The sequence below is a fragment of the Microbacterium sp. Y547 genome (assembly GCF_057669785.1).
Map to the genome: position 1 here is coordinate 14,383 of NZ_JBYHFN010000005.1, position 25,312 is coordinate 39,694.

Below are 25,312 nucleotides of genomic sequence, written 5' to 3' on the forward strand. Positions count from 1 at the left end.
ATGGATCCAGCCAGGGAAAGGAACCCCATGTCCGTGAAGAAGAACCTCCCCCTCCCCGCGCGCGGCGCGATCGGGGTGCTCGCCATCCTTCAGGTGACCTTCGCGTTCCTCGCGTTCTGGGACCTCAGCCACCGCGACAAGCGCGAGGTGAGAGGGCAGAAGCCCGCCTGGATCCCCGTGATCCTCGTGAACTGGATCGGCCCGGCGACGTACTTCCTCTTCGGCATCAAGCACTGACATCCGGGGGCCAGCACCCCGTGCGACGTAGGCCCTCCTCAGTAGACTTGTGAGGCTCGCGGGAGTGGTGAAACTGGTAGACACGCAGGATTTAGGTTCCTGTGCTTCAGGGCGTGTGGGTTCGAATCCCACCTTCCGCACGAATTCCCATGCCCTTCAGACCGCGAACGATCGACCCCGACGGGACCCCTCGTGCAGCACCTCTCCCTGATTCCATGGCTCGACCCTGCGATGATCATCGCCGCAGCGGGCCCATGGGCGCTCCTCGTCGTGTGCTTCATCGTGTTCGCCGAGACCGGTCTTCTCGTCGGCTTCCTGCTGCCCGGCGACACCCTGCTGATCATGGCCGGGCTGCTGTCCCACCCGATCCCCGGCGCAGAGAACGGCGTCTTCGGCATCAGCGCCTGGATCGTCGCGCTTTTGATCGGTCTCTCGGCGTTCGTCGGCGGAGAGGTCGGCTACTTCATCGGCCACAAGGGCGGCCCGGCGGTGTTCGAACGCAAAGAGTCGGGCATCTTCAGCCGTCGCAACGTCGAGCGTACAAACGCGTTCTTCGAGAAGTACGGCGGGCTCACGGTCATCCTCGCCCGCTTCGTGCCGATCGTGCGCACCTTCGCCCCCGTCGCGGCCGGCGTCGGCCACATGCCGTGGCGGCGCTACTCGCTCTACAACTTCATCGGCGCCCTCATCTGGGGCTTCGGCCTCACGATGCTCGGCTACGGGATCGGCTACATCCCCGGCGTCGGCGATTTCGTCGCCGAGTACATCGATGTCATCTTGCTCGTCGCGGTCGCCGGCACGGTGATCTTCGTCGTCTGGCACTTCTTCGCGGAGCGCCGGAAGGTCCGCAAAGAAGCCGCCGAGGGCAGCGACACCGTGACGGATGCTGAAGAAGCCGAAGCGCTCGCGCTCGACCCCGAGGTCTTCAACGAGGCAGCCGAGGGCGACTCGCGGGCTTGACCCGCCTCACGACGCCTTCTTCTTGGCGCCCGTCTTCTTCGCGGGCTTCTTCACACTGGTCGCCGTGGTCTTCGCCGCGCCGCGCGCCGCGCGCGACCGCTCGACGCTCGCCCGCAGCGCATCCATGAGGTCGATGACCTCACCGCCGGCGTCGGCCTCTTCGCTCTCACCGAAGGTCTCGGCCGTGTCGAGCGCGTCACCCTTGTCGAGCTTCGCTTCGATGAGCGTGCGCAGTTCGCGCTGATAGTCATCGGTGAAGTCCTCGGGCGCGAAGTCGCTCGCGAAGCTGTCGACGAGGGATGCCGAGAGCTCGAGCTCCTTCGCCGAGATGCGCACGCTCTCATCGAGCGACGGGAACGCGGCCTCGCGCACTTCGTCGGCCCACAGCAGCGTCTGGAGCACGAGCACATCGCCGCGCACGCGCAGCGCCGCGAGGCGGGTCTTCTGCCGCAGCGAGAACTGCACGATCGCCGTGCGCTCGGTCTGCTCGAGCGTGCGACGTAGCAGCACATAGGCCTTCGGCGACGCCGAATCCGGTTCGAGGTAGTAGGCGCGATCGAACAGGATCGGATCGACCTGGTCGCTCGGCACGAACTCGACGACGTCGATCTCACGGCTGCGCTCGGCAGGGAGCGAGGCGATGTCCTCTTTCGTGAGCACGACCGTCTTCTCACCGTCGTCGAAGGCCTTGTCGATGTCCTGGTACGGCACGACCTCACCGTCGATCTCGCAGACGCGCTGGTAGCGGATCCGCCCGCCGTCCTTGTTGTGCACCTGATGCAGCGACACGTCGTGATCCTCGGTCGCGGAATACACCTTGACCGGCACGTTCACGAGACCGAACGTCAGCGCACCCTTCCAGATCGCTCTCATCCCACCAGTAGACACCCGTCACACCTCTCATCGCCAGCCTCACGGTTCCCCTTGACAGGCACGGCAGGATGGGCGCATGGCGAAATCTGCCGGTGAGCTCGTGCGGATCGACGGCCGCCGTCTGCGCGTGACGAACCTCGACAAGGTCATGTACCCCGAGACGGGCACGACCAAGGGCGAAGTGATCGACTACTACACGCGCATCGCACCGCTGCTGATCCCCCACGTCGTGGGGCGCCCCGTGACCCGCAAGCGGTGGGTCGAGGGCGTCGGCACCGACGAGCATCCCGAGCCCGTATTCTTCGCGAAGGACCTCGAGCCCGGTGCTCCGTCGTGGATCGCAAGGCGGCCGATCGAGCACTCGGGCGGCGCCAAGGACTATCCGCTCATCGGCGACGTGCCCACGCTCGTCTACCTCGCCCAGGTCGCGAGCCTCGAACTGCACGTGCCGCAGTGGCGGTTCTCCCCCGACGGCAGCCGGGGCGATGCCGACCGGCTCGTGCTCGACCTCGATCCCGGACCGGGCGTGGGCCTTGCCGAATGCGCCGTCGTCGCGGGCTGGGCGCGGGGCATCCTCACCGATATGGGACTCGAGCCGTACCCCGTCACCAGCGGCAGCAAAGGCATCCACCTGTACGCGGCACTCCCCCCGGGACAGTCCACAGAGGCGGCCTCGGCGCTTGCCCGCGAACTCGCGCGCGCGATCGAAGCCGACCAGCCCGACCTCGTTGTGAGCAGCATGAAGAAGGCCGAGCGCGCGGGCAGGGTGCTCATCGACTGGAGCCAGAACAACGGCGCCAAGACGACGATCGCCCCCTACTCGCTGCGTGGCCGCGCGCACCCCACCGTGGCGGCGCCGCGCACGTGGGAAGAGATCGACGACCCCGACCTTCGTCACCTGACCTTCGACGATGTGCTCGAGCGGATGGACCGCATCGGCGACCCGATGGATGCCCTGGGGTTCCACGCCGGCGCGCGCGAGGCCGAGCACGGTCCTCTCTCGGCGTACATCTCCAAGCGCACGGCAGGACGAACCCCCGAACCGGTTCCCGCCAATCCGCTGGGTGAGACGCCCGACACCGACACCCCCGCCTTCGTCATCCAAGAGCACCACGCGTCGCGCCTGCACTGGGATTTCCGTCTCGAACGCGACGGCGTGCTCGTGAGCTGGGCCGTGCCCCGCGGCGTGCCGCACTCGTACCGGCGCAACAGCCTCGCGATCATGACCGAGGACCATCCCCTCAGCTACGGGTCGTTCGAGGGCACGATCCCCTCCGGCGAGTACGGCGGAGGCACCGTCACGATCTGGGATGAGGGCCGCTACGAGCTCGAGAAGTGGCGCGACGACGAGATCATCGCCACTCTCGAGGGCCGCCCGGGCGGCCCGCTCGGGCGCGTGCGTCTCGCGCTCATCCGCACCGAGGGCGAGGGTGAGAAGTCGAGCTGGCTGCTGCACCGCATGAAGACGGATGCCTCGGGCCGGCCGCAGCCCGACGGCACCCCCGTCTCACCCTCCCGCCAGGGCGATGAGGACAAGCCGCCGCGGATGCCCGGTGGTCCGGCGGTTGAGAAGGAGCAGGCGGATGACCCGCCTGACACCGACGCGGATTGGCCCCCCGCGGCGCAGGACCTGCACCCCATGCACTCCGCGCCCGCGACCCCCGGCATCGTCCGCGCCGCCGCGGCGCGCTGGGGCGCGTGGGTCGAGATGAAGTGGGACGGCATCCGCGCCGTGGGCGTGTGGGACGACGCCCGACTGCGCCTCGTCGCGCGCAGCGGCAACGACATGACACCCCGATACCCCGAACTCACCGCCGTCGACGCGGGTCTCGGCGGTTCCCGGACGATCGTCGACGGCGAGCTCGTCGCCCTCGAACCGGACGGCCGGCCGAGCTTTCCGCTGCTGCAGAGCCGGATGAACCTCGAGCGACCCGGTGACATCGCCCGCGAAGCCCGCCGCATCGCCGTGCGGTACTACCTCTTCGACGTGCTCGTGCACGAAGGGCGCGATGTGACGGGGCTCCCTCTGACCGAGCGCCGTCGCATCCTCGAAGAGCTCGCCGCGGATGCGATCAGCGCGATCACCGTCCCGCCGGTCTTCGACGACGTCGACGCGGCGCTCGAGACGAGTGAGACTCTGCGCCTGGAGGGCATCGTCGTGAAGGATCCGGCGTCGACCTATCGACGCGGCATCCGCTCGGAATCATGGCTCAAGGTGAAGCTCACCCGCACGCAGGAGGTCGTGATCGCCGGCATCCGCCCCGGCAAGGGCGGCCGCAGCGGCACGTTCGGGTCGCTGCTGCTCGGCATCCCCGGCGATGAGGGTCTGCAGTACGCGGGGCGCGTCGGCACGGGGTTCAGCGACGCCGCGCTCGCGCATCTGCTGCGAACACTCACCCCGATGCGCACCGACGACAACCCGCTCACCGGCGTTCCCGCGGCCGACGCACGCGATGCCCTCTGGGTGCGCCCCGAACTCGTCGGTGAGGTCGAGTACGGAGAGTTCACGCCGGGGGGGATCCTGCGCCATCCGCGGTGGCGAGGGCTGCGGCCCGACAAATCCCCCACGGACGTGCGTCGCGAGGACTGAGGCCCCTCACGCGTGCGCGTCGTGCTCGGTGTGCCCGGCAGGCTCGAGCTGGAACGTCGAGTGCTCGACGTCGAAGTGCTGGGCGAGGCAGTCCTGCAGCGCGCCGAGCAGCGCCCCCGTGCCGTCGCGGAAGGCCGCCTCGTCGACGACGACGTGCGCGCTGAAGACCGGAGCTCCGCGCGTGAGCTGCCACACGTGCACGTCGTGAACGTCGACGACGCCCTCTTTGCTCATCAGGTGCGCGCGGATCTCGGCGACCTGCATGCCGCGGGGCGTCGACTCCGACAGCACCGAGGCCACCTCGCGCAGGAGCGCCACGGCGCGCGGCACGATGAGGGCCGCGATGAAGAGAGACGCGATCGCGTCGGCGGCGGCCCATCCCGTCACGATGATGACGATGGCGGCGATGATGACGGCGGCCGACCCGATCAGGTCGCCGAGCACTTCGAGATATGCGCCGCGCACGTTGATGCTGCGCCTCTGCGCCGAGCTGAGCAGCCACAGGGCGACGGTGTTCGCCACGAGACCGATGACCGCGACGACCAGCATGAGACCGCCGCGGATCTCGACCTCGCCCGGGTCGACGAGACGCCGGATGCCCTCGACCGCGACCCAGACCGACAGCACGATGAGGATCACGCCGTTGATGAGCGCACCGAACACCTCGGCGCGCTGATAGCCGAACGTGCGCCGATCGTCAGCGGGCCGGGCGGCGACGATGCTCGCGACGAGGGCGATCAGCAGTGCGGCAGCATCCGTGAACATGTGCGCGGCGTCGGCGAGGAGCGCGAGGGAGCCGGTGAGCACGGCACCGATGACCTGGGCGACCATGACGACAGACGTGATCGCGAGCGAGATCGCGAGCAGGCGGCGGTTGCCTGCGCCCCGGATGCCGCTCGGCGCGTGATCGTGCATGTGTCCAGGCTAGGCCGGGTTCACCCGGCGGCGGGCATCGGCCCGGTCACAGCCGTTCGAGGAGGGGAACGAGCGCCCGGAAGGCCCGCGCGCGGTGCGACGCGGCGTTCTTCTGCTCGGCCGTCCACTCGGCGACCGAACGATCCGCGGACGCGCCGTCGGGCTGTTCGCCGGCAGCGCGGTCGTCATCGGGCTGCTCATCGGGCACGAAGACGGGGTCGTAGCCGAAGCCGCCCTCGCCGCGCGCCTCGCGCGCGATGCGTCCCGGCCACACGCCTTCGACGACGTCTTCGCTTCCCGTGGCGGGATCCACGAGCGCGATCGTCGAGACGAAGCTCGCCGTGCGGTGCGGATCGGCGATGTCGGCGAGCTGATCCAGGAGCAGCTCGCGGTTCGCGACGGCGTCCTTCGCGTGGCCGGCCCAGTATGCCGAGAAGACCCCCGGCGACCCGCCCAGCACGTCGACGCACACCCCTGAGTCATCGGCGAGCGCCGGCAGCCCCGTGTGAGCCGCCGCGGCGCGCGCCTTGATGAGCGCGTTCTCGGCGAACGTCACGCCGTCCTCGACCGGCTCGGGGCCGTCGTAGCCGACGACCTCGAGGTCGGGGCGCGTCGCCGCGACGATCGCCTGGAACTCCGCGACCTTGTGCGGATTGTGCGTCGCGAGGACGACCCGGCCGCTCATGAGGCAGCGAGCGCCGCGGTCTGGATGTCGCGCAGATCGCCGCACCCGGCGAGTCCGAGCTCGAGCATGGCGTCGAGTTCGCGCTTGTCGAACGGCGCCCCCTCGGCGGTGCCCTGGACCTCGACGAAGAGTCCGCGGCCGGTCACGACGACGTTCATGTCGGTGCCCGCGCGCACGTCTTCGACGTAGGCGAGATCGAGCATCGGCTCGCCGTCGATGATGCCGACCGAGACGGCGGCGACCGAGTCGAACAGCGGCGTGGCCTTCTGCGCGATGAACTTCTTCTCGCGGCCCCACTCGATCGCGTCGGCGAGCGCGACGTACGCGCCTGTGATCGCGGCCGTGCGGGTGCCGCCGTCGGCCTGCAGCACGTCGCAGTCGATGACGATCGTGTTCTCACCGAGCGCCTTCGTGTCCACGACTGAGCGCAATGCACGTCCGATGAGGCGGGAGATCTCGTGCGTGCGTCCGCCGACGCGGCCCTTGATGCTCTCTCGGTCGTTGCGCGAGTTCGTGGCGCGCGGGAGCATCGCGTACTCCGCGGTGACCCAGCCCTTGCCCTTGCCGGTCAGCCAGCGAGGCACGCCGTTCGTGAACGACGCCGTGCAGAGCACCTTCGTGCCTCCGAACGAGATGAGCGCCGAGCCCTCGGCGTGCGCGCTCCACCCGCGCTCGATCGTGATGGGTCGCAGCTGCTCGGGGGTGCGGCCGTCGGCGCGGACGATCTCGGTCATGCGGGGTTCCTCTCGGGTGTGCGGTCCCGGATGGGGCTGCACGGTCTGGGGTCAGGGGGTCTGTCGGGGAAGGTCGATCGCGCCGGTCTGCACCAGCTGCACCTCACGCACTTCGCGGCCCATCAGGCGGTGCGCGAGGCGGAGGAACTCATCGGCGGACGCACCGGTCGCTTCGTACGTGTGCCGCGGCGTGGCATCCGGACCCGCGAGCAACGAGCGCGACACGAGCTGGCGGTAGACGTCTTTCGCCGTCTCGGTGTCGCTCGAGACGAGGCTCACGCCCTCGCCCATGACGTAGCTGATGGCGCCCTCGAGGAACGGGTAGTGGGTGCAGCCCAGCACGAGCGTGTCGACGCCGGCGTGCCGCAGCGGTGCGAGGTACTCCTCAGCGACGGCGAGCACGTCGGGGGAATCGGTGACACCGGCTTCGACGAAGTCGACGAAGCGGGGGCACGCCTGCGCGAAGACCGTGAGGCGCTCGTTGACCTCGAGCATGTCCTGGTAGGCGCGCGAACCGATCGTGCCGACGGTGCCGATGACGCCGATGCGGCCGTTGCGGCTCGTCGACATGGCGGTGCGCACAGCGGGGCCGATCACTTCGACGACGGGCACGTCGTAGCGCTCGCGCGCGTCGCGCAACATAGCCGCCGATGCGGTGTTGCACGCGATGACGAGCATCTTCACACCCTGCTCGACGAGCGTGTCCAGCACCTCGAGCGAGTACCGCCGCACGTCGGCGATCGGCTTGGGACCATAGGGCGAGCGCGCCGTGTCGCCCACATAGAGGATCGATTCGCGCGGCAGGAGCGCCGACACAGCCCTCGCGACCGTGAGCCCGCCTACTCCGGAGTCGAAGATCCCGATCGGCGCGTCATTCACGATGCCCCAGCCTACGCCAGCACGCGCGGCTCACTAGGCTGACCGGCATGCACGCCTCCAGCGCCCTGTACACCGACCGGTACGAGCTGACGATGCTCGACGCCGCACTGCGCGACGGCACGGCCGAGCGCCGCTGCGTCTTCGAACTGTTCGGACGCCGGTTGTCGGGCGGGCGCCGCTTCGGCGTCGTGGCCGGCACAGGGCGCCTCCTGAGTCTCCTCCGCGACTTCCGCTTCGGCGACGACGAGCTGCGCTTCCTGCGCGACGAACGCGTCGTGGGCCCCGCGACGATCGACTACCTCGCCGAGTACCGGTTCACCGGCTCGATCACGGGCTACCGCGAGGGCGAGCTGTACTTCCCCGGCTCCCCCATCCTCACGTTCGAGGGCACCTTCGCCGAGGCCGTCGTGCTCGAGACCCTCGCCCTCAGCGTCATGAACCACGACTCCGCCGTCGCGACGGCGGCCGCGCGCATGAGCATCGCCGCGGGAGACCGCCCGCTCGCCGAGATGGGCTCGCGCCGCGCGGGCGAGGCCTCGGCGATCGCTGCGGCTCGGGCCGCCTACATCGCAGGCTTCACGGCGACGTCGAATCTCGAGGCGGGCCGAACGTGGGGCATCCCGACGATGGGCACCGCAGCCCATTCGTGGACGCTCCTGCACGACACCGAAGAAGACTCGTTCCGGTCGCAGATCGACGCACTCGGCGTCGAGACGACGTTGCTCGTCGACACGTACGACATCCGCCGCGGTGTCGAGACGGCGATCCGCGTCGCCGGCACGGGCCTCGGCGGCGTGCGGCTGGACTCGGGCGACCTGCCCATCGTCGCCGCCGACGTACGCGCGCAGCTCGATGAGCTCGGCGCGACCGGTACGACGATCACCGTCACGAGCGATCTCGACGAGTTCGCCATCGCGTCGCTGGCCGCCTCACCGGTGGACTCGTACGGTGTCGGTACATCGGTGGTCACCGGATCGGGCGTGCCCACGGCGGGCATGGTCTACAAGCTCGTCGCTCGGCAGGATGCCGCGGGCGGGTGGGTCCCGGTCGCGAAGGCGTCCGCCGACAAGGTGTCGACGGGCGGTCGCAAGGCGGCTTTCCGCCGACTCGACGAAGGCACCGCGACAGACGAGGTCATCGCGGTGTCAGACGGGTTCGAGCCCCTGGATACGTCCGCGGAGCACCCCGACGCGCGGCCGCTGCAGGTGAGCCTGGTCGAAGGCGGCGAGATCGACTCAGGCTTCGAGGGGCCACAGGGCGTTCAGGCCGCCCGCCGCCACCACGCACGCGTGCGCGAAGAACTGCCCGTTCGCGCACTCGCGCTCAGCCGGTCAGACCCCGCGATCCCGACGGTCTACTTGTTGAGCGACGCGTAGATCTCTTTGCAGGTGGGGCAGACGGGAAACTTCTCGGGGTCGCGCCCCGGAGTCCACTTCTTGCCGCACAGCGCGCGCACGGGCTTGCCGGTGATCGCCGACTCGAGGATCTTGTCCTTCTTGACATAGTGCGAGAAACGCTCGTGGTCTCCCGGTTCGATCGACTCCTCGCGGATGAGCTCTTCGAGTTCGCGGTCGAGGGTGGCCAGCCCGCCCTGGTCAGGGCTGTCGAGAGGAGTGCTCATGGTTCGTCATTCTATCCGCGCGTCCACGTCATGGGCGCGCTTCGCGGACGCTGCGACACCGGTCATCCGGTTGATTCGGCGAACTCCATGACGCGGCCGCCCCGGTGTTCGAACAGTACCGCGCCGACGACCGTGCCGATCACGAACACACCGATGCCGATGCCCAGCCCGCTCCAGAGCGCGGGCATGATGCTCGATTCGGCGCCGTTCATCGCCTGCCAGCACCATCTCAGGGCGGGAATCGAGCACGCGATCGCGCCAACCATGACCGCCGTCTGCGAGATGGCGCCGGCGGCACTGGTTCGTTGCGGCTGCTGGAACGGGCTCTCTCCTGGGCGCGACACCGCGTAGGGGGCCAGCACGGATGCGACGCTCGACAGGCCGAGCGCCGAGAAGAAGAGCGACGCGGAGACCCCCGCGAGGGCGGGAAGCAGCGTCGGGTCGCCGTTCAGCGCAACCGCGACCGGGACGGCCACGGCGAGCAGCGGCACGCCGATGAGCAGCACGGGGACGATCCGCCCCAGCCGGTCAGACCACCCGCGCACACCACTCGCGACGTGCATCCATACAGCGGTCGAGTCGTACGCGATGTCGTTATGCGGCAGCCAGCCGAGGAAGAGCGCGGCGAACAGCACCGGCACGAACACGGCGATCTCGAGCGGCACGCCGGCCACCAGCAGCGGCACAACCGTCACGACGGCGGCGAACGGGATCACGATCATGTTCATGAGGTAGCGGCGATCGCGGGACCAGTACAGCAGGCTGCGCGCCGCGATCGCTCCGCCGGGCGTACCGGGGGCCACGGCGAACCAGCCGAGGCCCGTGCGCTCGCGCACCGACAGCGGCCGCTCGGTCGTCGTGAGCAGGCGACCGACGATCCAGCGCCAAGCCGCAGCGAGCGCGATGAGGGTGAGCAGCGCCACCGCGAGGGTGGGCCACACATCGTCGTCGGCTGCGACGCGGCCCGGGATCGCCCACGCAGCACCGAGCGGCATCACGGCGAGGATGTCGACGGCATCGGCGAGCGCGGCGGGCACAGTGCCGTTCCATTCGAGCGAACCGAGGAAGACCGCTGCGGGCACGACCACGACGACCACGAGAAGCACGAAGAGTCCGGTCATCTCGCGTGTCCGTCGCTCGCGGAGGAACAGCGAGGTCAGCCCCATGAAGACCCGTGCCGTCAGGACGCACGTCGTGACTCCGAGGACGGCGGCGGCGATTCCCGCGACGAGAGGCGACCCGTGCTCGCCCCAGACGACGGCAGATGTCACCGCGACAGCGGTCAGCGCGAGAACGGGGACGCTCACGAACCCGGCGAGAGTGAGCACGGCGGCAAGCTTGCCGGGCGCGAGCGACATCAGTGCGAAGCGGCGTGGATCGAGCGGGTCATCGACGCCGCCGATGACGGGTGTGAGCGCGAAGCCGAGGGTGAGCGCTGAGCCCCCGAGCACCGTGACGGCGAACAGGGCATCGGGTGCCGCGTCGGTCATCGAGACGAGCGCGCCGCAGGCGGCGATCGTTGCCGCGGCGAGCAGGATCAGCGCGACGGCGACGCGGGTCGCGTGCCCCGTGCTCCCCCGCAGCGCGCCGAAGAGAAGCGCGAGCCTCAGCCGGAGAACGTGTGCAGCCACTCGAGGCCCTCCACGTCGCTCAGGCCACCGGCCAGTTCGATGAAGCGCTGTTCGAGCGTGAGTTCGCCGCGCACCTCGTCGACGGTGCCTTCAGCCAGGACCTGCCCCGACACGATGACGGCGACGCGCGTACAGACGCGCTCGACGAATTCCATGCCGTGGCTGGACAGGATGACCGTGCCCCCGTGCGCCACGTAGGCCGACAGAATCTCGAGGATGACAGCGCTGGACACAGGGTCGACGGCCTCGAACGGCTCGTCGAGCACGAGCACGCGCGGCGAGTGGATCATGGCGCCCGCCAGCATGACCTTCTTGAGCATGCCCGCGGAGTAGTCGCTCACGACGCGACCGAGTGCGCCGGTGAGATCGAAGGCCCTCGCGAGGTCGGCCGTGCGACTCTCGACGACATCCCGCGGAAGGCCGCGCAGCACGCCGTAGTAGTAAAGCAACTGCCGCCCGGTCAACCGGTCGAACGTGCGCAGCCGGTCGGGCAGCACACCCATGAGCCGCTTCGCGGCAAGAGGATCGGATGCCGCGTCCACGCCGGCGACGCGGACGACACCCCGATCCGGGGTGAGCAGGCCCGCGATCATCGAGAGGGTCGTCGTCTTACCCGCACCGTTCGGCCCGACGAGGCCGTAGAACGTGCCCGCAGGAACCGTGAGGTCGATCTCTTCGACGGCGCGTGTGTCTCCGAAGCTCTTCGAGACGCCGCGCAGGCTGAGTGCCGCGGAGTCGTCGTCTGCCGCGAGCTCGGCGTGGGCTGCGGCGAAGACGGCTGCGAGGGAATCCCCGTCGTCGACGCGTTCGTCCGGCTCGTCGAGATCGGCGAAAAGCGTCTCGGCATCGTCTTGGGCAGATGCGGGCTCGGTGTCGATCGGCGCTGCGGAGGTGTCGGTGTCGGCGAGAGGCTCGGGCGCGGGCTCGACGAAAAGCTCCGGCTCCGCCTCGGCCGCGCCGAGCGGCTCGGGCTCGGGCTCGGGCGCGACGAGCGGTTGGGGCTCGGGCGCCGGGTCGACCAGAAGCTCAGGCTCAGGCTCGACGACGACCTCCGGCTCGACTTCGGCAAAAGGCTCGGGGTCCACCTCGGGGAGAGGCTCGTGCACCGCTTCGGGTACCGGCTCGGGGTCGAGTTCGGTCACCGACGCGACGAACTCGGCATCGACTTCCGCCGTCTCGGCGTGGTCGTCGTCGAGCGGCGCGTCCTGGACAGCGGAGTCGGTGTCAGACTCCTCGACCTCGTGGATCACGACGGCCGCGGATTGCTTTGACGCGGTCGACGGTGCTTCGAATGCCGCCGCAGCGACATCAGGGGCGACGTCCGGCTTCGGAGGCACGGGAGGTACGGGAGGTACGGGAGGTACGGGAGGCACCGGAGGCGCCGGAGGAGGCGCAGCCGCCGCCAACGCGGCGGGCACCTCGGGTTTCGGCGGCACCGCGACGTCGGCGAACTCGGGCGGCAACGGCGGCGGAGGCCCAGGATCGGCCGTCGCGGCCTTCACGGCAGAGGCGCGCGCAGTGCGCGGAGCTCGTTTCTCAGGCGTGGCCGAAGCCTCGTTATCCGCCCACGGCGTTCGTGCCTGCGAAAACTCGACGATGCGCCCTCCGCTTTCGTGCGTGTCAGTGTCTTCCGGCTCGTCCGGAAGCGCCTCATGTGGCACCGGCAGGAAGGCTGTCACCGTTCAACGGTACCAACCGGATGCGACATGATCGCTATGGATGTCATCAGGTTTCAGACTGTTCACGGATCACGAATCTGCAACGACGGTCACGCTTCCTGCCCGTTCCCAGCCACCGTCGCTAGCATTGTCGCGGCACGAGGGAGTGTCGTGTCGGCGAACTGTCGATGAACCTCGCACTCCAGGAGCAGCACGTGACTCTTCAGACCGTTATCCTCGCCGCCGGCATGGGCTCACGCCTCGGCCGCAGTCTTCCCAAACCGCTGACCGAGCTCAGCGACGGCCGCAGCATCATGCAGCAGCAGCACGACAACATCAGGGCGGCGTTCGGCGATGACGCGCGCATCATGGCCGTCGTCGGCTACCGCGCCGAGACGATCGTCGAAGCCTTCCCCGCGACGGACTACGTCTACAACGACCGGTACGACCAGACGAACACGTCGAAGAGCCTCCTGCGCGCCCTCGCCAAGACGGGCCGCGCCGGCGTGCTGTGGATGAACGGCGACGTCGTCTTCGACCCCCGCATCCTCGGTCGCGCGATCGAGTTCATCGAGCGCGATCAGTCGTTCGTGACGGTCAACACCGCCAAGGTCAGCGACGAAGAGGTCAAGTACACCGTCACCGCCGAGGGGTTCATCGATGAGCTCTCCAAGACCGTCAAGGGCGGCATCGGCGAGGCCGTGGGCATCAACTACATCGCCGCCGCCGACAAGAAGGCGTTCATGCGCCAGCTCACGCGCGTCGACGACCAGGACTACTTCGAGCGCGGCCTCGAGCTCGCGATCGCCGAAGACGGCCTGCTGCTCGAACCGATGGACATCTCGGACCTGTACGCCGTCGAGGTCGACTTCGCCGAAGATCTTGAGCGGGCGAACCTCTTCGTCTGATCTCAGCGGGAACCCAGAGTCGCAGTCCTAGGATCGCGTCATGGCCGAGAAGGTGCACCGCATCCACTCCTTGCCCTCTGACGCACCCTGGGCAGGCGGGCTGCCGCCTGTGGGATCCGAAGAGCACCCGCGTGTCGTGCGCATGCTCGACCGGGTGCTCGCGATCCAGCGCCCGGCGGTGCTGGCGCATCTGCGCAGCGTCCGCCTGCGGTATCCGCACGCGACGACCGACGCGATCATCCGCATCCTCGAGCGCCGCTATCTCAGCGCCGTGACGACCGGCGGCGCCGCCGTGGGGGCGACCGCCGTGATCCCGGGGGTCGGCACGAGCGTGACGCTCGCGTTGAGCGGCGTCGAGACAGTCGGCTTCCTCGAGGCGACGACGCTGTTCGCGCAGTCCGTCGCCGAAGTGCACGGGATCCCCGTGTCGGACCCCGACCGCGCGCGGGCGCTCGTGCTCGCTCTCATGCTCGGCAAGGAGGGCACCGACCTCATCGCCCAGCTGGCGGGTCAGGCGACGGGCAAAGGCGTCGCGCGCGACCGGTACTGGGGTGAACTCGTCACCAAGACGCTGCCCCGCGCCGCGGTCGGTCCGCTCGTCGACCGACTCAAGACGGCCTTCGTGCGGCAGTTCGCCGCGCGCGGCGGCGCGTCGTGGCTCGGCAAGGCCCTCCCCTTCGGGGTCGGGGCGGTCGTCGGCGGTGCCGGCAACAACGTCCTCGGCAGGCGCGTGCTGGTCAACTCACGACGAGCGTTCGGGATGCCCCCCGTCACGCTCCCGGCCGAGCTCGAGCCGCGCCCCGGAGCTGCACGCCTCGAGACCGTGGCCGGACGCGCGGCACGCCGCGCCGGTGGCGCGATCGCGGGCGGCGTTTCGAAGGGCGCCTCGGCGGTGGGCGGTGCGGCCCGCACGGTCGGACGCGCCGTCGCGCCCCGCCGCCGGCCCGGCGAGGTCGAAGCCGGCGCACACCCCGACGACCTCGGCGACGACTGAACGGAGACAACCATGGGACTGTTCCAGCAACGACCCGAAGAGCCCAACGACTGGGCGGGGCTGCCCTCGGAGCCCGCGAAGACACAGCCGCCGGCGGCGCACGTCGACACGTCGACGTCACTCGACGTACTGGGCCTCACCCCCGAATCCACCGTTTCGGTGTCGATCCCGCTCCCGACGCCCGAACCCTGAACCGAGCGTCGAGGCCGGGAGCGCGGTCAGGGGCTTCAGCGAACGTCAGGCGGTGATCTCGTCGTCGAGCTCGGCCTCGTCGGAGTCGGACGAGTCGTCACCGTCCGTGAGCGCCCGGGCGTGCCAGGCCTCCCACTCGCCCATGAGCCGACGGATCGCACCGTGGAACCTCGCCGTCGCCGCGCCGGGCGCCGTGTCGCCGAAGTAGTGTCTGGCCCAGTGCGAGAGCCGGGCGCTGGCATCGGGGTCGGCGAGCACGCGCGCCGATTCTGCGACGATGTTCGGCGCGGCGGCAGCCGTGAGCCACTCGCACGCTGACAGATAGCCGTGCGTGTCGATGACGGCGGCGGGATCGACGGGCCGCGTGATGAGCAGCGGCTTGTCGGCTGCGAGGCGGTCGTAGACCATCGCCGAGATGTCGACCACGGCGACATCGGCCGCCGCGAGCTGCCAGCCGAGTTCGGGGCCGTCGTCGTAGACGTGGTGCGCGTCCGGGTCGCGGTCGTTCGCTGCGGCGATCGCGCCGATGATCCGACGGTCGGCGGCCCCGTACGCGGCATCTACGACACCCGAACGGGGATGCGGACGGTAGATCACCCGGTGTTCGTCCGAGCTGAGCAGAGCGTCGATGAGCGCTTCACCGTGCGTCAGGATCGACCCGTAGTGTGCCGAGGGCCGGTCGCCCTCCCAGGTCGGCGCGTACAGCACGACCGTTCGTCCATCGGGCGTGTACGGCAGGACTCCGGAGTAGTGATCGGCTTGCGGGCGCCCGATCTCGATCGTGCGGGCGTCGATGTCGTAGTCCCACAGCACGCGTGACAGGCGCTCCCTCGCGGCTTGCCCCGCCACGAGCGCATAGTCGTAGGCCTTGTACTGGTTCGTCGTCATGTACATCTTGTCCGACTCGCCATGGTTGATGAACACGTGCCAGCGGCGCCCGTACCGGAACATCTGGAAGTTGCGGGTGTTCTGGTTGACGTACAGAACGATGCGGATGTCCTGGGTCGCGAGGTAGCTCTCGAGGTGGCGCACGGTCGGCACGAAGGCGATCGGCAGAGCCTCGTCGGCCAGGAGCGCCCGCGCCCCCGTTGCGGCGCGACTGAGCACGACAACGGGCCAGATCTTCGCGAGTTCAGCGAGCGGCCGGTACCACTGCCGCATCTGGTACATGTTCACTTCGCCGTCGGCGAAGTACACCGCGACGCGGAAATGATCCCTCGGCTGCGACGGGCGAGCCGCCAGCCGACGCCGCACATCGATCGCGGCGGAGCGGTTCGTGACCGCCTTGCGCATGAGCGCGACGGCCTTCTTCACATCCGAGACAACTCCCACCCCTCCAGGGTACCTACGGGCGCGTCTGGCATGATCGATGAGTGCACGAGACCACCGGCCGAGGCAAGGATGCCCCCGCGGTGGAGCCCGGATCAGGCGTCACCTTCGTGATGCCGGTGCTCAACGAACGCGACTACCTCGAGCGCGCCGTCGAGACGGTGCTCGCTCAGGATGTCACCGAGCCGATCGAGATCGTCCTGGCGCTGGGGCCCTCCAGCGACGGCACGACCGAGCTGGCGCACAAGCTCGCCGCCCGCGATCCCCGCATCGTGATCATCGAGAACCCCGCCGCTGATATCCCCGTCGGGCTCAACCTCGCCATCCGCGCCGGCTCGTACCCCACGATCGTCCGCGTCGACGCGCACTCGGAACTCGAACCGGGCTACACCCGCAACGCCCTGGCCCTGCTCGACCGAACGCGCGCCGCCAACGTCGGCGGTGTCATGCGCGCCGACGGGCGAGCGCCCTTCCAGCGCGCCGTCGCGCGGGCCTACAACTCGCCGATCGGTCTGGGTGGGGGCGCCTATCATGGCGGCGCCCAGGCCGGCGAGGCCGAATCCGCCTACCTCGGTGTCATGCGCCGAGCCGTGCTCGATGAAGTCGGCCTCTTCGACGAGTCGATCCGCCGCGGCGAGGACTGGGAACTCAACCTGCGCATCCGCCGCGCCGGGTATCGGGTGTGGTTCGACCCGTCCCTGTCGGTGACGTACTGGCCGCGCGCGAGCTGGTCGCGCCTCGTCCGCCAGTTCTATGCGACCGGCAGGTGGCGCGGCGAACTCGTGCGCCGCTTCGGGCGCGGCAACTCCCTGCGCTTCTTCGCTCCCCCGCTGCTCGTGCTCGCCCTCGCGCTCGCCCTCGTCGTCGGGGTGCTGCAGGCGACGACCGTGCTCAGCGGATGGGTCGGTGCCCTGGCATCCGTCGTCTATCTGCCCCTCGTGGCGTATGCGATCCTCGTCATCGCCGTCGCAGCCGGGCCGGGCGGCGGCACGGGCTGGCGGGACAAGGTGTGGACTCTCGCGGTGCTCCCCTCGATGCATCTGTCCTGGGGCACGGGGTTCATCAGCGGAGTCCTGCGCGGTGCGAACGACACCGTCGACACGTCGCGACTGGGCGACCGGAACACGCCGCTTCCGTAGCGCTAGGCGCGCTCGACGAGGCCCTGATCCAGAATGCGCGTGACGACCCGCTCGGCCGCGTGCCCGTCGTCGCGCGCGTTGAAGCGCTCGCGCCAGCTCGCGTACTTCTGGGCGTATGCGGCGGGGTCGTGGTCGCGCATCGCGGCGACGAGGTCGTCCTGCCTGCTCACGACGGGGCCGGGGGCGCGTGCCGCGAGGTCGAAGTAGAAGCCGCGCAGTTCGCCGCGGTAGTGCTCCATGTCGGGCACAAGGAAGAAGATCGGCTTACCCGTCACGGTGTAGTCGAACATGATCGACGAGTAGTCGGTCACGAGCGCGTCGGCACACAGCAGCAGGAGCGACGTGTCCGGAAAGCCCGTCACGTCCACGACACGCGGGCCGACGGCGTCTGAGCCGGGCGCAAGAGTGCGGGAATGCCCTCGCACGAGCACGACAGCGTCAAGGGCGACGGCGAGCGCCGCCGGATCGAGGAAGTCGACCATCTCTTCGCGGTCGTCTCGCCAGGTGGGCGCGTAGAGCACGACCTTCTCATCGGGCCCGATCCCCAGATCGCGGCGCGTATCCGCGCCGTCACCCCCGGTCACGAGGATGTCGTTGCGCGGATAGCCCTCGACCCAGATCGGTCGACGCAGAAACGCATATGCCTTGCCCAGCATGTGGGCGGCATAGGGGTTCTGGGCGAGCAGCACGTTCCAGCGTCGCGATTCCTTGACGACGGCCGCCATTCGCCGCGGATCGAATCCGGGCCGGTGCAGAGCGAGCCGTTTGAGGGGTGTGCCGTGCCAGGTCTGCAGCACGACCTGGCCGCGGCGACGCGCGAAGCGGCGGCGCAGCCAGTCGTTGACGACGAGCAGGCGGGATGCACCGCGGGCGCGCCACCACTCCGGACTGCCGTCGACGACGGGAATCGCTCCATCGGGGACGGGCACCGAGAGGTCGACGACGCTCCAGTACCGGGTCACGTGCGGCGCACGGCGGGCGAGCTCACGATCGATCGCCAGCGGGTTGCAGCTCGCGTTGCGTCCGTAGAAGCTCTCGAAGAAGACGGCGTTCTCGAGACTCGCCGGCCGTGTCGCGTACCGACGCTCGAGGGCGTCCTGCCCTTCGCCGGAGTCGTAGGCGGGATCGATCGGCGGCCCGATGCGGACCGTGGCTGCGTCAAGGCTCGCGCGCAGCGGACCGAGCTGTGTCAGGGGAAGCGCCTCGATGGCGCCCGGATCGATCCCCGACGCTTCGATCCGGTATGTCCCGATCGGCAGCGGCAGTTCGGGACCGCCCCAGCGCGAGGCGACGAGCGGAACGACGGCCTGCCAGGTCCTGCCCCCACCGGTGATCTCGGCGGATGTCCGCGCACGGGGACCGATGAGATCGACCGATGTCGGCTTCTCCCCCTCACCCGAGAGCACCAGGGCAGGTGAACCCGCAGCAGCATCGAACCTCGCGTCGGTCATCGTCGTCCTCTCCCCCGCGGGCGCCGGGCCAGAATCGCACGGTACACCCTCGCGGCGTTCTCCCCGTCGCGGAAGGCATGAAAGCGCGCGCTCAGGGCGCGCGACAGGGCGCGCCGGCGGGCGTCTTCGCTCTCGTCGCCGAGCAGTCGGGCCAACTGCGCCGTGGCGTCGGCCCACGACGCAGCGACGTCGTCTCCGGCCACGTCGCGATACGCGCCGTAGAACCCGCGGCGTCGTGCGTAGTCGGCCAGATCGGGAGCGAGGTAGACCACCGGCAGCGGCACGAGCGCCGCGTCGAAGGCGAGCGAGGAGTAGTCCGTAACGAGCGCGTCGAGCCCCGGCAGCAGCGGCGTGACGTCAGGCGCGAGGTCGCTGCCCACTGCCCTCACCCGATCGGTCGGGAAGGGCGGCGTGTACTCGCCCGCGCCGAGCGGATGCGACCGCACGAGCAGCACGGCGTCTTCGGCGTCGAGCAGGTCGACGAGGCGGCGCCAATCCGCCGTCGACGGGATCGCGGGGTCAGCGGCCCCGTCGCGCCACGTCGGCGCGTACAGCACGACGCGCGATGATCCGACGTCGCCCACGAGATGCGAGAGCTGGGCGCGGGCGGTCGCGCGGCGCTCGTCGGCGGTGCCCTGCGAGAGCACGTCGACGCGCGGCTCACCCGTCACCGGGACGCGATCATCGCTGAGCGCGAAGGCCGATTCGAGGCGCCCGCGCACGATGTGCGATGCGGCCGGCAGCACGCGGATGCGCTGCGCGGCCCCGCGGAACATCGCACCCAGCGCGCGTCGTGCGACCACCTCGACAGGCCGCAGAACGCCCGGCACGCGCAGAGTCTCGGGTGAGTCGAGCCCGATCCGCTTGAGCGGGATACCGTGCCACAGCTGCACGACGAACGCCCCCGACACGGCGTACCGATTGACGTCGCCGAAGCCGTGCGTCACGACCACGACGCCGGCACGGGCCGTGCGCCAGAAGCCGCGCAGGGTGTTCTTGTACACGTACGGGATGCCGTGAGCCGCGGCATCCGTGGCTTCACGCGCCGATCCGACGAGCCACACCATGTCGTGACCGTCCGCGATCGCGGTCTGCCACAGCGCGAGTGCCCCATCACCGATGCCGGCACCGCAGCCGAAGACCCACGCATCGCGCGTGCGCGGGATGAGCAGCGTGGCCAGCCGGCCGACGGCGTAGAGCGGGAGGGCGGCGAGCTTCTGGGCATTCCCCGCACCGAACGAGAAGGACGCCACCTCGCGAGCCTATCGCGGGGCGGCGTCCTTCGTCGGGTGCGGTCAGGGCAGCTCGCCGAGCGTCACCTCGGCCGTGCGCGTCTCGCCGTCGCGCACGAACGTGACGGTCGCATCGCTTCCTGCTGCGGCCGCGCGCACCTGGGCGGTGAGGTCGACCGAATCGGTGATGGGGAACCCGTTGAAGCCCGTGACGATGTCGCCCACTTGAAGCCCGCCGTCGGCCGCCGCTCCGCCCTCAACGATCTCCTGGATGTAGGCGCCCGTCATGGACGCGCCCTCCACATAGGCGGCGGCGCTGACGCTCGCGCCCAGCAGGCCGTGCGTCGCGACGCCGTCCTCGATGAGTTCACCCGTGATGCGCTCGACCACGTTCGAAGGGATCGCGAAGCCGACGCCGATCGAGCCTGCGCCGCCCGAGGATCCGCCCGCAGAGGCGATCGCGACGTTGATGCCGATGAGCTTGCCCTCGGCGTCGACGAGCGCACCGCCCGAGTTGCCGGGGTTGATGGCGGCGTCGGTCTGGATGACGGAGATCTTGATGCTCTCGGTGGCCTGACCACCGCCCTGGCCCTGACCGAAGTCGAAGAAGAAGGGAGCATCGCCCTGTTCGCCGCCGTCCCCCTCGTCTTCGGAGTCCGGCGCGGCCGCCGAGGCGATCTCGATCGAGCGGTTGAGGGCGCTCACGATGCCTGTCGTGACGGTGCTCGACAGGCCCAAGGGCGCACCGACGGCGATCGCGAGGTCGCCGACGTTGAGGTCGGACGAATCTGCGAACTCGATCGGCGTGAGGCCTTCTGCATCGATGAGCTTGATGACCGCGAGATCGTAGGTGGGGTCGGTTCCCACGACCTCGGCGTCGTAGACGCGGCCGTCCGACGTCGTGACGCGCACGGCCGCACCGCCGGTCGCACCGTCGAGGGTCACGACGTGCGTGTTCGTCACGACGTAGCCGTCGCTCGTGAGCACGACGCCCGAACCCGTGCCCGAGCCGTTGTTGCTGGCGGCCTCGATCGTCACAACACTCGGCACGACCTTCGCGGCGATCGCCGTCGTCTGCTCCACCGCGTCGGTGTTGTTGACCGTGACGGTGCCGGGGCCGACCGCCGGGATCCCGATGCCCGCGCCGAAGAGCTGGAGACCGGCGTAGCTTCCGCCGAGGCCCGCGAGTCCGCCGACGAGCGCGGCAGCGACGATGATCCCCGCCACCTTGCCGGCACCCGACTTCTGCTTCGTGGGAGCTTCGGTTCCGCTGCCCGAACCGGCGAGGGGCACGGTCGGCTGCGTGTCGCCGGGGCGTCCGAACCCGCCACCGTACGGCGGCTGGCCCGCACCCCCCTGACCAGGCGTCGGGGCCTGCGGGCGCTGGGGAGCCGCGTAGCCGGCGTAGGGCTGAGCCGTCGCATAGGCGGGCAGGCGGGGCTGGGCACCGGACTGCAGAACGTAACCGGGGGGCACGGGTCCGGGTGCGACGGGACGCGTCGGCACCCCGGCGTTCGAGGCGCCGGCGGGAGTGCCCGCGGCGTTCGGGCGGGCGACCGGCGCGCTCGGGCTCTGCGCAGCCGCACTCGACCCGGCGGGGTCCTGTGCGGCACCGCTCGCCGGCGCGGGGTCCTGCGGTGCAGCTGCTGCGGGCGCGTCGGACACCGCCGGCGCGGGGTTCTGGGAGGCAGCGTCAGACGCCGATGCCGATGCCGACGGCGCCGGCGGGACGGGCGGCGCCGGGGGCGCGGCATCCGTCGCCCCGGTCTCGGGAGACGACGCGGCAGGCGCAGTGCTCGCCTCGGCCGGCGGCGCCGATGGGGCAGAGGTTTCCAGGGTGGCGTCGACGGGACGGTCGTCGTTCGTGTCGCTCATGAGTACTCCTTCTGCTGACATCATCCACCTTGCCGCGCCCACCTGTGCGTTTCTTATGCCACGGATGGGACGGATCTATGCGATCGGTCTGGATCCGACGGTACCGTGGAGCACCATGCAGCAGATTCACGGCGCATGGCGCCGCACGGCGCAGGGCGCGGGGCTCGTCGATGCCGACGGCACCATCCGGACGACGATCTTCGCGGAGATGTCGGCGTTGGCCGCCCAGACCGGCGCGATCAATCTCGGTCAGGGGTTCCCCGACGAGGATGGCCCCGCCGAGGTGCTCGAGGCGGCACGTGAGGCGATCGCGAACGGTCTCAACCAGTACGCGCCCGGACGGGGCATGCCCGACCTGCTGCACGCGATCGCCGAGCATCAGGAGCGGTTCCACGGCATCTCGCTGGATCCGCACCGCGACGTGCTCGTGACGGCCGGCGCCACCGAGGCGATCGCCGCCGCCCTGCTCGCATTCACGGGCGCACCCGACGACGAGATCGTCGTCTTCGAGCCGTTCTACGACTCATACGCCGCCGTCACGGCGCTGGCAGGGGCACGGATCGTGCCGGTTCCGCTGCGCTGGCCCGAGTTCCAGCCGGACCTCGACGACCTCCGCCGCGCCGTCACCGATCGCACGCGCGTCATCCTCGTCAACGACCCGCACAACCCCACGGGCGCCGTTTTCACCCGGGAGGTGCGCGAAGAGATCGTGCGCCTCGCCGAGCGGCACGACGCCGTCATCGTGACCGACGAGGTCTACGAGCACCTCGTGTTCGACCAGGCGCACGTGCCGATCGCGACGATGCCGGGCGCCTGGCCGCGCACGCTCACGATCTCATCGGCAGGCAAGACGTTCTCGACGACGGGGTGGAAGATCGGCTGGATCAGCGGGCCGGCCGCACTGATCGACGCCGTCGTCGCCGTCAAGCAGTTCCTGACCTACACCAACGGAACACCGTTCCAGCCCGCGATCGCGACGGGGCTACGACTGCCCGACGAGTTCTTCACGGGGCTCGCCTCGACTCTGCGCGGCAAGCGGGACCTGCTCGGCGACGGACTGCGCGCCGCCGGCTTCGAGGTCTCCGCGCCCGCCGGGTCGTACTTCACCGTCGCCGACGCCGCACCGCTCGGGGCGACGGACGCCGACGAGTTCTGCCGCGATCTGCCGCGTCGCGCGGGCGTCGTCGGCATCCCCCTGACCGCCTTCGTGACGCCCGAGCATCGTGCCGAGTTCGCGACGCTCGTCAGGTTCGCCGCGTGCAAGCGCGTCGACGTGCTGCACGAGGCGGCATCCCGGCTCGCAACCCTCGCCGACTGACGCAGCGTCAGTCGCGCGGCACGACGGCGAACCGCCGCAGCGCGAGCGCGGGATTGACGCGGCGCACGCGCGCGACGGCATCGCGGTCGATGTGCGCGACGGCGACGTCGGTGGCCGTGCCGACCGCGGCGATCTCGATGCCCGTCGGGTCGACGATCATCGACAGCCCCACGCCGAGGGGCGGCGGGTGGTCGGCTGCCGCGACGAACAGCGTGTTCTCGATCGCCCGCGCGTGCAGCAGCGTGCGCCAGTGGTGCTCTTTCAGGGGACCGCGCACCCATTGCGCCGGGACGAGCACGACGTCGGCGCCCGCATCGGCGAGCACCCGCCCGACCTCGGGAAAGCGCACGTCGTAGCAGGTCATGAGCGCGAAGGTGAGCCCGTCGATCTCGAACGTCTGCGGTGCACCGAGCTCGCCCGGTTCGACCCAGTCCGACTCGCGCTGACCGAAGGCGTCGTACAGGTGCGCCTTGCGGTACGTCGCGACGACGCCCGTCCCATCGACCGCGACGACGGTGTTTCGCACACGCCGCGGATCGCCGGCCCGCTCGAGCAGGCCCGCGACGATGTGCAGGTCGTGCGCGGCGGCGAGGCGGGTCAGCGCCTGCGTGAACGCCCCCTCGACGTCCTGCGCATGCTCGGCGAGCGTCGCGTCGAAGGGGTCGACGAAGTAGCTGGAGTACTCCGGGAAGAGCACGAGCTTCGCGCCGCGGGCGGATGCCGCCGCGACGAGCCGGCCGATCAGCTCGAGGTTCGCCTTCTCGTCGGCCGTGGGGGCGAACTGGGCGATCGCGATCGGCGTCGTCTCGGACGGGTTCATGTGTTCTCCTTCGCGGCGTGCCGCGTGCGCACGACGAGGGGCGTGACGATCCACAGCGTAACGAGCAGGACCGCCAGAGCGATCGTCGTGAGGGCGGCGGCACCGGTGTCCAGGACGACGTCGAAGACGAACGCGACGACGCCGAGCAGCAGCGTCGCGACGGTCGCGAGGCACGTGATGAGAGCCACGTGCCCGTAGATGACGACTTCCCGCTTGGCGCGCTGCTGGAACAGGAGTCGATGCAGGGCGACGGGAGCGAGCGCGACGATGGCGCTCAGCGCCGCAAGCACGATGAGCACGAGGTAGAGCACGCGCTGTCCCCCGTCGAGGTCGGAGAACCCCGGTTGGAAGGCCAGGGCGAGCAGGAACCCCGTGAGGATCTGGGAACCCGTCTGCATGACGCGCAGCTCTTGCAGCACGTCGATCCACTGCCGGTCGGCCCGCTCTTCGGGTGACTCGTCGCGCCCGTCATCCCTGTCGTCACGGCGATCGGGATCGTGAGGGGCGGCCATGCCCTCATCCTCCCGCCCGTCGCCACACCCCGGCAACCACGCCTTCCCGCACCGGCGGTCAACGTGCCGCGGAACGCGTGGTAGAGTTATGGACGTGCCGCGGGGTGGAGCAGTTCGGTAGCTCGCTGGGCTCATAACCCAGAGGTCGTAGGTTCAAATCCTGCCCCCGCAACCAGAAGAAGAAGGCGTCCCGGACGGGGCGCCTTCTTCGTTTCCCCGCTCGGCCGCGTGATCCCCCGCTCGGCCCGGGCGTTTCCCGCTCGGCCGCGTGATTCCGGCTAGACCGGGTCGATGACGCGTCCGACGTCGCAGAGGAACCGCGTGATGGTCTCGAGCTCCGATTCGGTGTACTTCTCGGCCACCCCGCGCATGGCGCGCAGTCGCTGGCCGAAGTGGCGATAGAAGGCCTCGCGCGACTCCTGTGTGAGCACGACGATCCGCGCACGCCGGTCGGTCGGGTGCGGACGGCGCTCGAGATGCCCCGACGCCGTCAGTCGGTCCAGCAGCTTCGTCGTCGATGCGGTCGAGATGCGAAGGTGACGCGCGACATCGTGCGGGCTCACGGCCTTCTGCTGCTGCTCGCGCATGATCAGCATTCGCAACGCGGCCAGGTCGGTCGCGTTCATGATCATGTCGCCCTTCAGTCCGCCGTACATGCGGTCCATGGCGTCGCTGAAAGCCCGTATCGCGTTCAAGACGTCCATGACAGCATGGTCATGAGTGGTCTGCGGGTTCCAGGGTTGCGACATGTGGACACTT

24 protein-coding genes and 2 tRNA genes are annotated in these 25,312 nt (G+C 69.9%); 11 read left to right on the top strand and 15 right to left on the bottom strand.

The annotated features are described in order from the left end of the window. The first annotated feature begins 27 nt into the window (after window positions 1-27). From AC25Y0_RS09325 to AC25Y0_RS09335, 3 genes are all read left to right on the top strand, one after another. Complete coding sequence (locus AC25Y0_RS09325; protein WP_488124024.1) at window positions 28-237, top strand: PLDc N-terminal domain-containing protein; 210 nt, start codon at window positions 28-30, stop codon at window positions 235-237. A gap of 58 nt (window positions 238-295) precedes the next feature. After that, window positions 296-377 (top strand) — tRNA-Leu (locus tag AC25Y0_RS09330). A gap of 91 nt (window positions 378-468) precedes the next feature. After that, a complete protein-coding gene (locus AC25Y0_RS09335) occupies window positions 469-1,197 on the top strand; it encodes a DedA family protein (protein WP_488124053.1) in 729 nt (242 codons plus the stop codon). Window positions 1,198-1,203: 6 nt separating this feature from the next. Here AC25Y0_RS09335 and ku read toward each other — a convergent pair whose 3' ends face one another. Next, the gene (gene ku, locus AC25Y0_RS09340) at window positions 1,204-2,070 is read right to left on the bottom strand and encodes a non-homologous end joining protein Ku (RefSeq protein WP_488124023.1); all 867 of its coding nucleotides are present in this window, start codon (window positions 2,068-2,070) and stop codon (window positions 1,204-1,206) included. A 76-nt stretch (window positions 2,071-2,146) separates the two neighbouring features. On the opposite strand from ku, the gene AC25Y0_RS09345 reads away from it, so the two are divergent. Next, window positions 2,147-4,660 (top strand): ATP-dependent DNA ligase, encoded by a 2,514-nt coding sequence (locus AC25Y0_RS09345; protein WP_488124022.1) that lies wholly within the window; start codon window positions 2,147-2,149, stop codon window positions 4,658-4,660. 6 nt (window positions 4,661-4,666) lie between these two features. Here the strand turns inward: AC25Y0_RS09345 and AC25Y0_RS09350 are convergent, their stop codons facing one another. Genes AC25Y0_RS09350 through murI form a run of 4 tightly spaced genes read right to left on the bottom strand, consistent with a single transcriptional unit; the run spans window position 4,667 to window position 7,873 of the window. Continuing rightward, a complete protein-coding gene (locus AC25Y0_RS09350) occupies window positions 4,667-5,575 on the bottom strand; it encodes a cation diffusion facilitator family transporter (RefSeq protein ID WP_488124021.1) in 909 nt (302 codons plus the stop codon). Window positions 5,576-5,621: 46 nt separating this feature from the next. After that, window positions 5,622-6,260, bottom strand: coding sequence for a non-canonical purine NTP pyrophosphatase (locus AC25Y0_RS09355; protein ID WP_488124020.1), 639 nt, complete (start codon window positions 6,258-6,260; stop codon window positions 5,622-5,624). Next, window positions 6,257-6,994: a ribonuclease PH gene (gene rph / locus AC25Y0_RS09360; RefSeq protein WP_488124019.1), complete on the bottom strand. Its 738-nt coding sequence runs from the start codon at window positions 6,992-6,994 to the stop codon at window positions 6,257-6,259. Before rph ends, AC25Y0_RS09355 begins: the two co-directional genes overlap by 4 nt. Window positions 6,995-7,045: 51 nt before the next feature. After that, entirely contained in the window at window positions 7,046-7,873 is an 828-nt protein-coding gene (murI, locus tag AC25Y0_RS09365; RefSeq protein WP_488134547.1) for a glutamate racemase, read from the bottom strand. 47 nt (window positions 7,874-7,920) lie between these two features. Between murI and AC25Y0_RS09370 the strand changes: the two genes are divergently transcribed. Continuing rightward, entirely contained in the window at window positions 7,921-9,249 is a 1,329-nt protein-coding gene (locus tag AC25Y0_RS09370; RefSeq protein ID WP_488124017.1) for a nicotinate phosphoribosyltransferase, read from the top strand. Here AC25Y0_RS09370 and AC25Y0_RS09375 read toward each other — a convergent pair. From AC25Y0_RS09375 to AC25Y0_RS09385, 3 genes are all read right to left on the bottom strand, one after another. Further along, a complete protein-coding gene (locus tag AC25Y0_RS09375) occupies window positions 9,228-9,494 on the bottom strand; it encodes a DUF3039 domain-containing protein (RefSeq protein ID WP_488124016.1) in 267 nt (88 codons plus the stop codon). The two genes, AC25Y0_RS09370 and AC25Y0_RS09375, sit on opposite strands and share 22 nt — an antisense overlap. A gap of 62 nt (window positions 9,495-9,556) precedes the next feature. Continuing rightward, entirely contained in the window at window positions 9,557-11,125 is a 1,569-nt protein-coding gene (locus AC25Y0_RS09380; protein WP_488134548.1) for a hypothetical protein, read from the bottom strand. Next, on the bottom strand, window positions 11,101-12,462 hold the full coding sequence (locus AC25Y0_RS09385; protein WP_488134549.1) for an ATP-binding cassette domain-containing protein: 1,362 nt from the start codon (window positions 12,460-12,462) through the stop codon (window positions 11,101-11,103). The genes AC25Y0_RS09380 and AC25Y0_RS09385 overlap by 25 nt, the downstream gene beginning before the upstream one ends. Before the next feature lie 536 nt (window positions 12,463-12,998). Here AC25Y0_RS09385 and AC25Y0_RS09390 point away from each other — a divergent pair. From AC25Y0_RS09390 to AC25Y0_RS09400, 3 genes are read left to right on the top strand one after another with little or no spacing between them, the layout of a single operon-like run. Then, window positions 12,999-13,691, top strand: a complete 693-nt coding sequence (locus tag AC25Y0_RS09390; RefSeq protein WP_488124014.1) for a phosphocholine cytidylyltransferase family protein — start codon at window positions 12,999-13,001, stop codon at window positions 13,689-13,691. 40 nt (window positions 13,692-13,731) lie between these two features. Then, window positions 13,732-14,685 (top strand): hypothetical protein, encoded by a 954-nt coding sequence (locus tag AC25Y0_RS09395; protein WP_488124013.1) that lies wholly within the window; start codon window positions 13,732-13,734, stop codon window positions 14,683-14,685. Window positions 14,686-14,697: 12 nt separating this feature from the next. After that, complete coding sequence (locus AC25Y0_RS09400; RefSeq protein WP_488134550.1) at window positions 14,698-14,877, top strand: hypothetical protein; 180 nt, start codon at window positions 14,698-14,700, stop codon at window positions 14,875-14,877. Between the two features lie 45 nt (window positions 14,878-14,922). Here the strand turns inward: AC25Y0_RS09400 and AC25Y0_RS09405 are convergent, their stop codons facing one another. After that, window positions 14,923-16,209, bottom strand: coding sequence for a CDP-glycerol glycerophosphotransferase family protein (locus tag AC25Y0_RS09405; protein WP_488124011.1), 1,287 nt, complete (start codon window positions 16,207-16,209; stop codon window positions 14,923-14,925). A 110-nt stretch (window positions 16,210-16,319) separates the two neighbouring features. Here AC25Y0_RS09405 and AC25Y0_RS09410 point away from each other — a divergent pair, with 110 nt between their 5' ends. After that, a complete protein-coding gene (locus AC25Y0_RS09410; RefSeq protein ID WP_488124051.1) occupies window positions 16,320-17,345 on the top strand; it encodes a glycosyltransferase in 1,026 nt (341 codons plus the stop codon). Between the two features lie 2 nt (window positions 17,346-17,347). Here AC25Y0_RS09410 and AC25Y0_RS09415 read toward each other — a convergent pair whose 3' ends face one another. The 3 genes from AC25Y0_RS09415 to AC25Y0_RS09425 are packed head-to-tail and all read right to left on the bottom strand — an operon-like array spanning window position 17,348 to window position 21,903. Next, a complete protein-coding gene (locus AC25Y0_RS09415) occupies window positions 17,348-18,796 on the bottom strand; it encodes a CDP-glycerol glycerophosphotransferase family protein (protein ID WP_488124010.1) in 1,449 nt (482 codons plus the stop codon). Next, window positions 18,793-20,049: a CDP-glycerol glycerophosphotransferase family protein gene (locus AC25Y0_RS09420; RefSeq protein WP_488134551.1), complete on the bottom strand. Its 1,257-nt coding sequence runs from the start codon at window positions 20,047-20,049 to the stop codon at window positions 18,793-18,795. Before AC25Y0_RS09420 ends, AC25Y0_RS09415 begins: the two co-directional genes overlap by 4 nt. Before the next feature lie 42 nt (window positions 20,050-20,091). Continuing rightward, the gene (locus AC25Y0_RS09425; protein WP_488134552.1) at window positions 20,092-21,903 is read right to left on the bottom strand and encodes a S1C family serine protease; all 1,812 of its coding nucleotides are present in this window, start codon (window positions 21,901-21,903) and stop codon (window positions 20,092-20,094) included. Window positions 21,904-22,018: 115 nt separating this feature from the next. Here AC25Y0_RS09425 and AC25Y0_RS09430 point away from each other — a divergent pair, with 115 nt between their 5' ends. After that, a complete protein-coding gene (locus tag AC25Y0_RS09430) occupies window positions 22,019-23,221 on the top strand; it encodes an aminotransferase class I/II-fold pyridoxal phosphate-dependent enzyme (RefSeq protein ID WP_488134553.1) in 1,203 nt (400 codons plus the stop codon). 7 nt (window positions 23,222-23,228) lie between these two features. On the opposite strand, the gene AC25Y0_RS09435 is transcribed toward AC25Y0_RS09430, so the two are convergent. Together AC25Y0_RS09435 and AC25Y0_RS09440 are read right to left on the bottom strand one after the other, a co-directional pair. Further along, window positions 23,229-24,041 (bottom strand): carbon-nitrogen hydrolase family protein, encoded by an 813-nt coding sequence (locus AC25Y0_RS09435; RefSeq protein WP_488124006.1) that lies wholly within the window; start codon window positions 24,039-24,041, stop codon window positions 23,229-23,231. Then, window positions 24,038-24,553, bottom strand: a complete 516-nt coding sequence (locus AC25Y0_RS09440; protein WP_488124005.1) for a DUF6328 family protein — start codon at window positions 24,551-24,553, stop codon at window positions 24,038-24,040. Before AC25Y0_RS09440 ends, AC25Y0_RS09435 begins: the two co-directional genes overlap by 4 nt. 98 nt (window positions 24,554-24,651) lie before the next feature. Between AC25Y0_RS09440 and AC25Y0_RS09445 the strand changes: the two genes are divergently transcribed. Then, window positions 24,652-24,728, top strand: a tRNA-Met gene (locus AC25Y0_RS09445). A gap of 103 nt (window positions 24,729-24,831) precedes the next feature. Here the strand turns inward: AC25Y0_RS09445 and AC25Y0_RS09450 are convergent. Beyond that, entirely contained in the window at window positions 24,832-25,257 is a 426-nt protein-coding gene (locus tag AC25Y0_RS09450; RefSeq protein ID WP_488124004.1) for a MarR family winged helix-turn-helix transcriptional regulator, read from the bottom strand. Window positions 25,258-25,312: the final 55 nt, after the last annotated feature.